The organism is Shewanella zhangzhouensis, from assembly GCF_019457615.1.
GTDB classification, from domain to species: Bacteria; Pseudomonadota; Gammaproteobacteria; order Enterobacterales; family Shewanellaceae; genus Shewanella; species Shewanella zhangzhouensis.
This window is the reverse complement of record NZ_CP080414.1, coordinates 3,137,252-3,150,950: the sequence shown is the minus strand read 5'-3', so window position 1 is coordinate 3,150,950 and position 13,699 is coordinate 3,137,252. Positions and strand designations below refer to the sequence as shown.

General features: G+C 57.4%; 7 protein-coding genes. 4 read left to right on the top strand and 3 right to left on the bottom strand.

Annotation, left to right across the window (positions count from 1 at the left end; genetic code table 11):
• Window positions 1–68 precede the first annotated feature (68 nt).
• The 3 genes from nhaC to yiaY form a co-directional block, all read right to left on the bottom strand.
• Window positions 69–1,553, bottom strand: coding sequence for a Na+/H+ antiporter NhaC (nhaC, locus tag K0H63_RS13670; protein WP_220065158.1), 1,485 nt, complete (start codon window positions 1,551–1,553; stop codon window positions 69–71).
• A gap of 360 nt (window positions 1,554–1,913) precedes the next feature.
• Window positions 1,914–2,276 carry a hypothetical protein gene (locus K0H63_RS13665; protein ID WP_011760567.1) on the bottom strand — a complete coding sequence of 121 codons (363 nt, stop codon included), beginning with the start codon at window positions 2,274–2,276 and terminating at the stop codon, window positions 1,914–1,916.
• 546 nt (window positions 2,277–2,822) lie between these two features.
• On the bottom strand, window positions 2,823–3,971 hold the full coding sequence (yiaY, locus tag K0H63_RS13660) for an L-threonine dehydrogenase (protein WP_220065157.1): 1,149 nt from the start codon (window positions 3,969–3,971) through the stop codon (window positions 2,823–2,825).
• A gap of 381 nt (window positions 3,972–4,352) precedes the next feature.
• Between yiaY and malQ the strand changes: the two genes are divergently transcribed.
• From malQ to K0H63_RS13640, 4 genes are read left to right on the top strand one after another with little or no spacing between them, the layout of a single operon-like run.
• Complete coding sequence (gene malQ, locus K0H63_RS13655; RefSeq protein WP_220065156.1) at window positions 4,353–6,575, top strand: 4-alpha-glucanotransferase; 2,223 nt, start codon at window positions 4,353–4,355, stop codon at window positions 6,573–6,575.
• Between the two features lie 45 nt (window positions 6,576–6,620).
• Window positions 6,621–9,140 (top strand): 1,4-alpha-glucan branching protein GlgB, encoded by a 2,520-nt coding sequence (gene glgB, locus K0H63_RS13650; protein ID WP_220065155.1) that lies wholly within the window; start codon window positions 6,621–6,623, stop codon window positions 9,138–9,140.
• A complete protein-coding gene (glgX, locus tag K0H63_RS13645) occupies window positions 9,137–11,206 on the top strand; it encodes a glycogen debranching protein GlgX (protein ID WP_220065154.1) in 2,070 nt (689 codons plus the stop codon). The genes glgB and glgX overlap by 4 nt, the downstream gene beginning before the upstream one ends.
• Before the next feature lie 13 nt (window positions 11,207–11,219).
• Window positions 11,220–13,694, top strand: a complete 2,475-nt coding sequence (locus K0H63_RS13640) for a glycogen/starch/alpha-glucan phosphorylase (RefSeq protein WP_220065153.1) — start codon at window positions 11,220–11,222, stop codon at window positions 13,692–13,694.
• The last annotated feature ends 5 nt before the right edge of the window (window positions 13,695–13,699 follow it).

Genomic DNA, 13,699 nt, shown 5'->3' with positions numbered 1-13,699 from the left:
AGCCACCAAATAAAAACGCCCTTGAGAGGGCGTTTTTTGATGCTGCCGGATTAAAGGCCTTACGATAATCAGGCTTCGGCGCTTCTCGGCTCGTCGGCGCTGTCCAGCAGGTCAGATTCTTCCAGGGGCAGCAGCTTTATCTGGAAGTAGGCATAGCCTGCGCTGACCACGGGGCAGATAAGATTGAAGAAGGCAAAGGGCAGGTAGGCGATGGTGGCCACACCCAGGGTGCTCGCCATAAAGGCGCCGCAGGTGTTCCAGGGAACCAGAGGGCTGGTGACCGTGGCTGAGTCTTCCAGTGCACGCGACAGGTTAACCGGTGCCAGCTTGTGGCGGGTGTATTCCAGTTTCAGCATACGACCGGGCAGGATAATGGCAATAAACTGATCGGCGGTAATGACGTTGGCACCTATGGCGCAGCCCAGGGTGGTGATGACCAGACTGGAGGAGGTTTTCACCATGGACAACATGCTTTGCAGCAGACGGTTGAGCAGGCCGGTTGCCTCCATCACGCCGCCAAAGGCCATGGCCGACAGGATTAGCCAAACCGTGTTGACCATGCCCGACATGCCCCCGCGACTTAAGAGGCCATCAAGCATTTCATTGCCGGTGCTGGCGCTGTAGCCGTTGAACATGGCAATCCATAAGCCCTTAACCAGTGCCATGGCGGCGCCGAGGTTTGGGTCATCCGCAAGCTTCACCACACCATCAAACTGAAACAGCGCGGCGCTGAGCACCCCGGCCAGGGTTCCAAGAATCACCGTGGGGAAGGCGGGCATCTTGCGGTAAGCAAGGTAAATCACCACCACCAGCGGCAGCAGCAGGTGCGGGCCAATATGAAATTCATCTGACAGCAGTGTCAGGGTGGCATCCAGATTGGTGTCTATGCCGCTGCTGTCTGCCGATAACCCGATAACCAGAAAAATCAGCAGCGCAATGACTATGCTGGGCACCGTGGTCCAGGTCATGTGACGGATATGGCTGAAAATATCTGTACCTGCCACCGCGGGCGCCAGATTGGTGGTATCCGACATGGGGGACATCTTGTCGCCGAAGTAGGCGCCGCTGATGATGGCGCCGGCGGTAATTTCAACACTGAGGCCCACGGCCTGAGCAATACCGATAAGGGCAATACCCAGAGTGCCTGCTACCGTCCAGGAACTGCCGATGGACAGGGCCACCAGAGCGCACAGCAGGCAGCTGGCGGCATAAAAATAATCCGGGCTCAGCACCTGCATGCCGTAGTAAATCATGGCGGGCACGGTGCCGGAGAGGATCCAGGCGCCGATGAGTGAGCCGACGCTGAACAGGATAAGCAATGCCGGTGTGGCAACACCGATACTGCGAACCATGCCCTCTTCGATATCTTTCCAGCAATAGCCGTTTTTAATGCCCACCACCATGCCGATACAGGCGGCGAGTATGAGTGCGATTTGGTTGGCCCCTGAGGAGCTGTCGGAGGAGAACAAATAGACGGCGGCGGCGAGCATAGTGACCAGGGCCGCCACGGGGATGAGTGCATCCACCAGGCTGGGCTGTTTCTGAGAGGCCATATTTTTACATCCTGAACTTTATAATTTTTATTTCCGGCGGGGAGCCGGATGCCCGTTATGGGCTTTATTTTTGCTTGGTTTTTGCTTGTGCTTGGCCGGTTTAATCCCGTGAGTCACAGGGGAGAAAGCTGGCCGAAGCCAATCCTGACACACTTCAATGACAAAAGTCGATAACAAATCCATTACCTTTTTACCTGTATTTTTCAGTCGCCGAGTCGGTAAAAAAGTCTGTCTTACTGGGCCAAAGTCGCGGTGGGGCGTGATAGCGGATGCGGGAATTGGGTGGTTATGGGCTGGAGTTAACTGCGTGAGGGAGGAGGAAGGCGGTGGGCGCCGATAGCGGTTCGGCGCCCATCGAAGTCAGAGTTTGTCCAGACGTTGCTGATAGTCGCCTATCAAATGCTCGACTATGTCTTTCGGATCGGCCTCATCGCAGCATTCATCCAAAAACAGCTTAAAGGTTACCAGCGCATGGCCATCGTTTTTCAGTCTGGAGCTTTGTACTGAAAAATACGCCATTTCGTCACTGGCTTTACGCACCACGAAACCCTGGTCTTCAAATGCCAGTTCGCCGGACTCACTGTGCCATTTGGTGATACGTTTCAAGGCGATTTCGCTGGAGTGGTTCAGCTCGATATGATTCTTCCAGCTCACTTCATGCTGGGGATCCTGATAGTGGGGGCAGCGGACCGTGTAGTTGTATACGTGAGTAATGGCTGTCATAGCTTTCCTGCCTTATTTGCGCTGGGAGAAGGGTTACTTCTGTCGGTGCATTTGAAGCTGCAGCGACAATGTAACTTTCCTTTTTTGTAGCACGGCATTAGCAGCGAAGAAAGGGTGCGGGATCTCAGTTTGTGGCCGCTTGCTGCTTTTATCGCCGACCAGCATGCAAAAACAAGGCGAAAAAAATGGCCCGACATAGTGCCGGGCCTGTGTTTGCCTGTTCTTTGCAGGGAATAAGCGAACAAGCGAATTGTAAGACATTTGTATCAGGCTGTAACCTGAAAACTGTTAAAAAATTGTACTCTACGGGTCTTCGATAAGAGGATTTATCTGGCTTTGCGAGCAAGATCCCAAGCTTAGGTGTATGCATGCGCTAAAGGGCCCGTCAATGCCCGGATGATGGCTTCAACGGCTTGGCAAAAGGCAGGAACCGTCATTGAGCAAGGCTATGCCAGAGCGCGCTGCCAGGGCGTGAATTCTGAAACAGCAACAAAATAGCCCCCGGGGACGAACCGGGGGCCTGGTGTTGACTCGCGTCAGGGAAGATTACAGTGCGTTACGGAAAATCTGACAGATTTCCTCATGGGTGGCCTGTTTGGGGTTGGTAAAACCGCAGGCATCTTTCAGGGCGTTGTCGGCCAGCAGGGGAATATCTGCTTCTTTCACCCCCAACACAGTCAGGTTTTCCGGGATATTTACCGCCTTGGACAGCGCCTTGATGGCGTCGATGGCAGCCTTGGCCCCTTCCTGGTCATCAAGCGCGTCTATGGCAACACCCATGGCTTTGGCGACGTCTTTCAAACGGGCCGCCGCCACTGCCGCGTTGTATTCCTGCACGTAGGGCAGCAGCAGGGCATTACAGACACCGTGGGGCAGGTCGTAGAAACCACCGAGCTGGTGAGCCATGGCATGCACATAACCCAGGCTGGCGTTGTTAAAGGCCATACCGGCGAGGAACTGTGCATAGGCCATCTGCTCACGGGCCTGAATGTCCTGTCCCTGTTTTACCGCCCGCTCAAGGTATTGCTGAATAAGCTCAATGGCCTTGATGGCGCAGGCATCTGTGATGGGATTGGCGGCAACAGATACATAGGCCTCAACGGCGTGGGTCAGGGCATCCATCCCGGTGGCAGCGGTCAAGGCCGCTGGTTTTTTCACCATCAGCTCAGGATCGTTCACCGACAGAATGGGGGTGGTGTGCTTGTCGACAATGGCCATTTTGATATGGCGGGCTTCGTCGGTGATGATGCAAAAGCGGGTCATTTCGCTGGCGGTGCCCGCAGTGGTATTGATGGCAACCAGGGGCAACTGTGGCTTGGCCGATTTGTCGACCCCCTCGTAGTCTTTGATGCTACCGCCATTGGTGGCGACCAGGGCGATACCCTTGGCGCAGTCGTGTGGGGAGCCGCCGCCGAGGGAAATCACAAAGTCACAGCCATGGGCGTTGAGCAGTGCAAGGCCTGCCTCCACATTGGCTGTGGTGGGGTTGGGTTGCACACCATCAAACACGACGGCGGTGATGCCCCGCTCACCCAGCTTTTCCACCAGTTCCCCGGCAATACCTATTTGTACCAAAGGCTTATCTGTAACTATCAGGGCCTTTTTAAAACCCAGGGTGACTATGTCCCCGATTGCCTCGTCTACGGCGCCCTGGCCGAGCACGTTTACAGACGGGATAAAAAATTTCGCAGCCATAATATCTACCTCGTTGAGCTGAAATTGAATTTCTTCTGCCATTAACGATATCAGTCAGAATGGGGCCGAAGTGTGATCTCAGCCCACCTTCGCGCCCCAATAGTGGTAAATGAGTTCAAAAGTTGTAACCAGATAACAGTCTGCTGCGAAAATGTCGTTGCCGGGTCGCTTTTACCTGCAGGCTGACTGAACAACTTTTGTGCAAGCTGCACCTTGTTGGTGCTTTTTGTTGCACATCAATGGGCTGCAATCTATCGCACTGTGTTTCAAATCTGTGCCAAGTGAATCATTTTTAAGTTCATTTTGCTGAAACCAAAGTGAAGCAATCGACTGGCATGCTGTCTGCTCAGTGACCTCTATGGTCTGGACGGAGTGTGGCAGATGGGATTGGAAAAGCTCTTTTATCTGCAAGGTGTGGGAGACAGGTTCATCGACTGCGATGGCCGGGAGCAAGCCATACCCGAATCTGCGCGGCTGGCGATGCTCAAAGCCCTGATGGGCATCGAACGGGCCCCCGATGGGGTCGACATCGCCTTAAGAGTGGAAACCCTCGACAGCATCCCCTGGACTGAGCTGCTGCTGCCGCTGCAATGGTGTTTTGAAACCCGTCCGTCAGTTGAATGTCAGCTGCCTGAAAATCTCAAACAAGACATGGTGTTAACCCTGGTTTCAGAGCAGGGTGAACGCCGAGAGCTGACGCTTTTGTCAAAGGATGCCGAGACGATTGGTGATTATCAAAGGGCCGATGGCAGATACATTCGTTGTCGCTATCCGCTGCCGAATCTGGCCATGGGGGAGTATCAGCTGCAGCTGGCCCATCCTGTCCTTGGGCTGGGCAAGGGGGCCTTACTGATTATCCCAGAGCAGGCCTACGCAGGCCCACCGAGCCTTGGCAAGCGCCCGTGGGGCCTGGGTATCAGCCTCTTTACCCTGAGAAGCCAACGGCAGTGGGGCATGGGCGACCTGGCGGATTTGCAGACCCTGATAGAGCTTGCCGCAGAGGCTGGCTGCGATTTCATCACCCTGACGCCTCTGCATGCCCCTGACATTGCCAACCCCGGACTCGCAAGTCCTTACAGCCCCTGGGACAGACGCTTCCTCAATCCACTCTATATCGCCATCGATTTGGTGACCGAATACAGCCAATTGGCGCAGGAATTCAATGGCGGCGACTGGCGCCGTGAACGCCTTATTCTCAATCAGGCAAGCCAGATTGATTACCCCAAACTGGCACTGCTGAAGTATCGGGCACTGGCAAAGTTGTTCGCAGCCTTTGGGAAGCTGGATGAACTCAGCGGGCGGCGTGTGCGTTTCGAGCGCTTTGTGGCCGAGGGCGGGACGGCGCTGATGGATTTTTGCCTCGATTTAAGCCAAAGGGCATCGAGTCTTGAGCGAGAATGGCACCGGGAGCCAGTGCTGGCAGATTCGCTGCAATGCGCCGAATTCCATGCCTGGCTGCAGTTTGTCGCCGATGAGCAGTTGTCGCTGTGTCAGCTTCGCTGCCGTCAGGTGGGCATGTCCCTGGGTTTGGTGCGGGATTTGGCGGTGGGGGCTCTTGCCATCGGCAGTGAAGTGAGCCGCAGTGGCGTATTTTGCCTTAATGCCGATATCGGCGCGCCGCCAGATCCCTTCGCCCGCCAGGGGCAAAACTGGGGTATGCCACCGATGGACCCTGTTGCCCTGAAGGACTCCGGGCTCAGTCATCTCAAATCCCTTTATCGAAGCAACATGCAAAGCTGTGGCGCCCTCAGAATCGACCATGTAATGGCCCTGACCCGGTTGTGGTGCTGGCCAAAAGGCGATGACAACGGCTGTTACCTTTACTACCCCCAGGAGCTGATGCTGGCGGTCTTGTGCCTGGAGAGCCACAAAAACCGCTGTCTCCTGATTGGGGAGGACCTCGGCACAGTGCCGCCGCTGCTCAAGGGCTTGCTGCGGGAGCGGGGCATTCTCGGCAACGACGTATTTTACTTCTGCCGGGATGGCGGCGGATTTTCCGCGCCCCGGGAGCACAGAGCCGGCGCCATGTTGCAGCTTGGCAATCAGGATGTGCCGCCTTTCATGTCCTGGTGGCGCGGCATTGATCTCGGCTTACTGAATCAGCTTGGGTTTTTACCCTCACTGGAAGAGGCGCGGGCGAGCAGAGTCGCACAGTGCCACGGTTTGCTGCATAAGCTGGTGGAGGCCGGATGGCTGCGCCAGGAGGCCCTCACCTGGCAGCCCTGTGATGCACTGCTGCCTGTGTCAGCGCAAGCAGGCAATACATCAATAACGAACGCCGCCGACAGCATTCGTCAGGGGACGGCCGTTTTCGATGCCTTACTCAAGTGGCTGCCCGGCAGTCGTGCCAGATTGTTTTCCGTCAGCCTTTGGGATCTGGCCCTTGAGTCACAGCCCATCAATATTCCCGGCACCAGTTTTGAGTACCCCAATTGGCGTGCGCGCATGAGTCAGTCACTGGAGAGCCTGTGGCAAAGCCGCGAGTTCAGAGCCCGGCTGGAAGCGATTCGTACCGGGCGCAGTCAGCCTCAAGGGGGGCGCACCGGCCAGCCTGTTCGCGGCGAAGCCATGGCATCGGCCGATGACAATGAGCGCCAAAACTGAAGCCAGATAACCGGATTTGATATTCAACCAGACTTGGAGAACCCCATGACCAGCGTCCAGAGCCAAGACTCAAGCCTCATCAGTGAAGATGCCGCCCGCGCATTGGCCCGTGGCCAGTATGTGGATGTCTTCTCCTTGCTGGGCATGCACACCGACAATAACCAGCTGGTGGTGCGCTGTTTTCTGCCGGGGGCACTGGCGGTGGAGGTGCTCAGTGCCAAAGACGGTAAAAAAGTCGCCAGTCTCAGTGCCGAAGCCCGGGAAGGCATGTTTGCCGGGGTAATGGGGCGCAGGGTCAAGCCTTTTCCGTATCTGCTGCGGGTTGCCTACCCAAGCCATGTGGAAGATGTGTACGACCCCTACGGCTTTGAGAGCCTGCTGAGCGACTACGATCTCTACCTGTTCGGTGAGGGGCGTCAGCTGTATGCCCAGGACTTTTTGGGCGCCAATCCGAAAGAGGTTGAGGGTGTGGCCGGGGTGCTCTTTGGCGTATGGGCGCCCAATGCCAGCCGGGTGTCAGTGGTGGGGGATTTTAACCATTGGGATGGCCGTGTCCATGTGATGCGCTTTCATCCTGCCAGCGGTGTGTGGGACATCTTTATCCCAGGTGTTCATGCCCATGCCCACTATAAATTCGAAATATTGACCGCCGATGGCGAGCTGCTGATTAAGTCAGACCCCTTCGCCAAAACCATGGAAGCGGCCCCCAATAACGCATCCAGAGTCGCTCCCCAGTCCTCCTTTGTCTGGCAGGATGAGGACTGGATGCAGGCACGGGACAAAGACTGGCATCGCCAGGCCATGTCCATTTACGAGCTGCATCTGGGCTCATGGCGCCGTAAAGGTGAGGCGGGTGATACCTGGCTCACTTACCGCGAGCTTGCCGATGAATTGGTGCCCTATGTGAAGTCACTGGGCTTTACTCATATAGAGTTGATGCCCTTGTCGGAGTTTCCCTTCGATGGCTCCTGGGGCTATCAGCCGGTGGGGCTTTTCGCCCCGACACAGAGATTTGGCAGCAGTGACGACCTGAAATACCTGATTGATGCCTGCCACCGTGCCGGTATCGGTGTTCTGATGGATTGGGTTATCGCCCACTTTCCGGCGGACGCCCATGGCCTGGCACGTTTCGACGGCACCTGCCTCTTTGAGCACCAGGACCCCCGCCGTGGCCGTCACCCCGACTGGGATACCCTGATTTTCAACTATGGCCGCGCCGAGGTGCAGAGTTTTCTGTTATCGGCCGCCACCGTCTGGCTGCGGGATTTCCATATCGATGGACTGCGTCTGGATGCAGTCTCCTCTATGTTGTATCTCGACTACAGTCGCAACGAAGGCGAGTGGTTGCCCAACGCCGATGGCGGCCGGGAAAACCATGAGGCCATCGAGTGCCTCAAGCTGATAAACAGCCGTCTGTACGGCGAGTTTCCCGGTATCGTTATGATTGCCGAGGAGTCCACGGCCTGGGACGGCGTATGCCGTCCTGTCAGTGAAGGCGGACTGGGATTTGGCTTTAAGTGGAACATGGGCTGGATGAACGACACCCTGGCCTACCTGGGCAAAGACCCAATACATCGCCGCTGGCACCACCATCAACTCACCTTCGGCATCATGTATGCCCACAGCGAGCAGTTTATCCTGTCGTTAAGCCACGACGAGGTGGTCCACGGCAAGGCATCGCTGCTGTCGAAAATCCCCGGTGATGACTGGCAGAAGTTCGCCACCCTGCGTGCCTATTACGGGTACATGTGGGGCTTCCCCGGTAAGAAGCTGCTGTTTATGGGGGGCGAATTTGGCCAGCGGGATGAGTGGAACCACGACAAGAGCCTCGACTGGCACCTGTTGCAGTACGCTCCCCATCAGGGGCTGAGCCTGTGGCTGTCGGATCTCAATCGTCTCTATCAGAGCCACACAGTACTTGGGCAGACGGATCACGACCTGTCGCGCTTCTGCTGGCTTGATTGCGACAATGCCGAGCAGGGGATTTATGCCTTTGTCCGGGGCGAGGGTGACGATGCCCTGGTATTTGCGGTGAACATGACGCCCCAGCTGCAGCAGGGGTATCGCCTGGGATTGCCTGGCGAGGGTGACTGGCGCGAGCTGCTTAACAGCGATGCCAGCTGCTACGGTGGCTGTAACCAGGGCAATGGCGGCGTGATTGTGTGCACCCCAGAGCCCGCCAGCGGCAAGGCTCAAAGTGCGCTGATCACCATTCCGCCGCTGGGCTGTTTGGTGCTGGGGCTCAGCCGGGATAAATCACCCGCGATTTCGTCTGAGTCTTCAGCCGACAACGCGCTGCCCGTAAAAAAAGCCCCCGCCTCAACCAAGGCCAAGTCAGCCACCAAGGACAAGCCCGCGACCAAGTCCACTGCCAAGGCAAAGGCGTCTTCCACTGACAAAACGCCCGCCAAACCTAAGTCCGGCACCAAGCCCAGCACCAAGCCCAGCACCAAGCCCAGCACCAAGCCCAGCACCAAGCCCAGCACAAAGGCCAGTGCCAGGTCGGTGGCCAAAGCACCGTCCAAAGCGGCGGCAAAAACCAAAGCTGAGGATCCGGGCCTATGAGCAATTTGCACCGGCAATGCGGGGTTTGGCTCTTTAGCGAAGATGGCGTCAGCAAGGCGCACTTCGGGGTGTTCAGTCGCCATGCCAGCGCTGTGTTCCTGTGCCTTTTCGATGAAGAGGGGCGGGAGTTTTCCTATCCCATGAAACGCCGTGGTGACTTTTGGTCACTGACCCTTGACGGCATAGCTGAGGGGCAGGCCTATGGCTACCGCGCCGATGGCCCCTGGGCCCCGGCGGCGGGTCACAGGTTTGACCCGGCCAAATTGCTCCTGGACCCTTACGCTCTGGCCATTGATGGTTTGCCAAAGCTTGCTGTGGCACAGGCGGCGCAGGGCTCGGCCGGTCCACAGGACCCGCATTTTGCCCCGACCCCCGATGGGGAAGACAATGCCGCCCTGATGCCAAGGTGCCGGGTGGTGGATGTGGCAGCCTTGCCACCCTTTGTACATTCAAAGCCAGGCTACACCATGGAAGAGAGTGTGATTTACGAGCTCCATGTAAAGGGCTTTTCCATGGGCTTTCCCGGGGTGACGCCTGCGCACAGGGGCCGCTTTGCCGCGCTGGCCGCGCCTGACGTTATCCAATATCTGAAGCGGCTGGGGGTAACGGCGGTGGAGCTGATGCCCTGCCAGCAGTTTTTCGATGAGCCCTTTTTGCATGCCAAAGGCCTGTCCAATTATTGGGGCTATAACAGCATCGGCTTTTTTGCGCCCCACAATGCCTATGGTGACATCCGTGAATTCAGGGCCATGGTGGATGCCCTGCATGGCGCCGGTATCGAGGTCATTCTGGACGTGGTCTATAACCACAGCGCCGAAGGCAATGCCATGGGGCCAGTCTACAGCTTTAAGGGACTGGACAACGCCTGCTATTACCGCCTCACCGACAGCGGCCATTACATCAATGATACCGGCTGCGGCAACACCCTGGATCTGGGGCAACCCAGGGTGCTTGAGCTGGTGATGGACTCTTTGAGGTACTGGGCCCAGGTGGGCGGAGTCGACGGTTTCCGCTTTGATTTGGCCGCCTGCCTTGGCCGTATGCCCCACGGCTTTGATACCCACAGTGGCTTTTTTGCCGCGCTCGGGCAAGACCCTGTGCTTAAAGCGCTCAAGCTTATCGCCGAGCCCTGGGATGTGGGCCCCGGTGGTTATCGTCTCGGTGAATTCCCCGCCGCCTTTGCCGAGTGGAATGACAAGTACCGCGATGCCATGCGCAGGCTCTGGCGTGGCGATGAGCAAATTCTCGGTGAATTTGCCCGCCGTTTTCATGGCTCGGCGGATCTGTTTGAGCCCTCCCACCGTGGCCCCTGGGCCAGTCTGAATTTTATTGCCAGTCACGATGGTTTCACCCTGAGGGATCTGCTGAGTTACGAGCAGCGCCACAACCTTGCCAACGGTGAAGACAATCGCGATGGCCATCAGGAAAACCTGAGCCACAACTTCGGCGTGGAAGGAGAGGCCACCGAGCTGGTGGCGGCCCGAAAACACAAGGCCAGGGCGATGCTCGTTACCCTGTTTTTCTCCTTTGGGATACCCATGCTGCGGGCCGGAGATGAGCTGTGGCAAACCCAGCAGGGCAACAACAATGCCTACTGTCAGGACAATGCACTCACCTGGATTGATTGGGAAAGCGCCGACACTGAGCTCATCGACTTTGTGGCCGGGCTTATCCATATCCGGCGGAAGCTGCCGCTGCTCGCGGCCACCCGTTATATCCATGGCAATAACCCGGACGATGGTCGAAAGGGCCCGTTTCTGGCCTGGTTCAACGAGTCCGGCCTGCCCATGGCGGGCACCGACTGGCATCGCTGCGGCCCGCTTATCGCTGCGCTGGGTGAGCATCATCCACTGCGGGGATCTGAGCTGTTGCTGATGTTGATAAACCCCAGTCAGTCGGCGGTGGACATCAGTCTGCCCCTGTTTGCCGTGTGGGAGCAATTGCACAGCCTGTGCGGCAACAGCGACATGCCGGCGCGGATTGAGGCGGGCGACACCCTGACGCTGCCCGGCGTCAGTATCTGGATTTTTCACGGACACAGGGATGCCGACCCCGGCACTCAATAACGGAGACCACACCATGGCGACCAAACGACTGAAAGCGGCCGGACCCGAAACGGATACCGGCAGACCCCAGCCCTGTGAACCCTGCGATGCACTGCCGGCCTGTCTGGAGCGGCAGCTGAGATACAACCTGTGCCGGGAAGAGTCCCGCCATCAGGATTTGTTTCATGCACTGGCCCATGGCGTTAAGGAACAGCTGCTGGACAGCTGGCGTGAAACCCGCAAACGGGATGCCGCTGGTCAGCAACGTCAGGTGGCGTATTTGTCGCTGGAGTTCCTGATGGGTCGAACCCTGGGGAATGCGCTTCTGAGTCTGGGGATAAGCGATGATGCCCGCAAGGCGTTGCTGCCCTACAGCGTGACCCTGGAGGAGCTCGAGTCCGAAGAGCACGATGCCGGGCTGGGTAACGGTGGTCTTGGGCGTCTTGCGGCCTGCTTTCTCGATTCCTGCGCCAGTATGGACATTGCCGCCACCGGATATGGCATCCGCTATGAGTACGGCATGTTTGCCCAAAAAATTGTCGATGGCTATCAAATAGAAAGACCGGATCGCTGGCTCAAAGAAGGCAACCCCTGGGAGGTGCGTTTGCACGGACAGGCGGTGATGGTGCCTTTCTTTGGCCATACCCAGTCCTATGTAGACAGGGACGGCCGTCGTCATATGCAGTGGGTCGGTACCCAGGACGTGGTGGCTGTGCCCCACGACATGCCGGTGCCCGGTTATCGCAATGGCCGCATCAATACCCTGAGGCTTTGGAAAGCCGAGGCCACCGATGACTTTGATTTGGAAGAATTCAATCAGGGTGACTATGCCGAAGCGGTGGCCCGGAAAAATCTGGCCGAACAGATCACCATGGTGCTCTATCCCAACGACGCCAGCGAAAACGGTAAGGAGCTGAGGCTGCGCCAGCAGTACTTTTTGTCATCCGCCAGCCTGCAGGACTTGCTGCGCCGCCACTGTGCCCGCTTCGGCGACAACTTTGCCGACTTCCATCGCCACAATGTGATCCAGCTGAATGACACCCATCCCGCCATTGCCGTGCCCGAGCTGATGCGCCTCCTGCTCGATGTGTATTGTCTGGAGTGGGACGAGGCCTGGCATATCACCAGCCACACCATGGCCTACACCAACCACACCCTGCTGCCGGAAGCCCTGGAGTGCTGGAGCGTGCGCATGCTGGGGCACATGCTGCCGCGGGTGCTGGAAATTATTTATGAAATCAACGCCCGTCACCTGGATGAAGCGGCCCACCACTGGCCCGGAGACGGCGAGATGCTGGCGCGTATGTCCATCATCGAGGAAGGCGCTGAGCCTCGGGTACGCATGGCCTACCTGGCCATAGTGGCGAGCTTTTCGGTAAATGGGGTAGCGGCGCTGCACACCGAGCTTTTGCGCCGTGGACTCTTTAAAGACTTCCATGCCCTGTGGCCACACAAGTTCAACAACAAGACCAATGGCGTCACCCCGAGGCGCTGGCTGATGAATGCCAACCCACGTTTGTCGGCCCTGATTGACCGGCGTCTTGGCAACGCCTGGCGCGAAGACTTAAGTCGCCTGGAAAGCCTGAATGCCTTTACCTCAGATTCTGACTTTATCCATGCCTGGCGGGAGGTGAAGTCGGTCAACAAAGAGGCGCTGGCGGCCCTGGTTGAGTGTGAGTGTCATGTGCAGTTTGACACCGCCATGATGTTCGATGTGCAGGTGAAGCGCATTCATGAATACAAGCGCCAGCTGCTGAACATTCTGCATGTGATCCATCTCTACCAGCGCATTTTAAGCGGTGACACCCACGGCATGGTGCCCCGCTGCGTGCTGATTGGTGGCAAGGCGGCGCCCGGATACGCCATGGCCAAACTCATTATCAAGCTGGCGGGCAATGTGGCCCACATGGTCAACAGTGACCCCCATGTGACGCCCTGGCTGAGGTTTGCCTTTTTGCCCAACTACAACGTCAGCGCCATGGAAGTGATAGCACCGGGCACCGACCTGTCCGAGCAAATTTCCACCGCAGGCAAGGAGGCTTCGGGCACAGGCAATATGAAGTTCATGATGAACGGTGCCCTCACCATAGGCACCCTGGATGGGGCCAATATTGAAATTCTTGAAGCCGTTGGGCCGGATAACTTCTTCCTCTTTGGCCTCAATGCCGACGAGGTGGCGGCCTTGAAACCCCACTATCGCCCCGATGAGTACATTCGCCATTCGGTTGCACTGGAAGGCGTACTCGAACTTATCCGCAGCGGTCATTTCAGCTTGCAGGAGCCGGGCATCTTCGACCCCATTGTCAGTGCCATCGAAAGCCCATGGGATCAGTGGATGACTGCGGCCGACTTTGAGTCTTACCTCAGTGCCCAGCATCAGGCGGCGGCGCTTTATGCCAATAAGGACGCCTGGACCCTTTGCAGTATTCGTAACACCGCGGCCAGTGGCCGTTTTTCATCCGACGCCACCATAGCCCGCTACCGGGATGAGATCTGGACCGGTGCCTGAATTTG

Coding starts and splice junctions, on each gene's coding strand:
- nhaC (WP_220065158.1), bottom strand. CDS start 1,553: ATGGCCTCTCAGAAACAGCCCAGCCTGGTGGATGCACTCATCCCCGTG.
- K0H63_RS13665 (WP_011760567.1), bottom strand. CDS start 2,276: ATGACAGCCATTACTCACGTATACAACTACACGGTCCGCTGCCCCCAC.
- yiaY (WP_220065157.1), bottom strand. CDS start 3,971: ATGGCTGCGAAATTTTTTATCCCGTCTGTAAACGTGCTCGGCCAGGGC.
- malQ (WP_220065156.1), top strand. CDS start 4,353: ATGGGATTGGAAAAGCTCTTTTATCTGCAAGGTGTGGGAGACAGGTTC.
- glgB (WP_220065155.1), top strand. CDS start 6,621: ATGACCAGCGTCCAGAGCCAAGACTCAAGCCTCATCAGTGAAGATGCC.
- glgX (WP_220065154.1), top strand. CDS start 9,137: ATGAGCAATTTGCACCGGCAATGCGGGGTTTGGCTCTTTAGCGAAGAT.
- K0H63_RS13640 (WP_220065153.1), top strand. CDS start 11,220: ATGGCGACCAAACGACTGAAAGCGGCCGGACCCGAAACGGATACCGGC.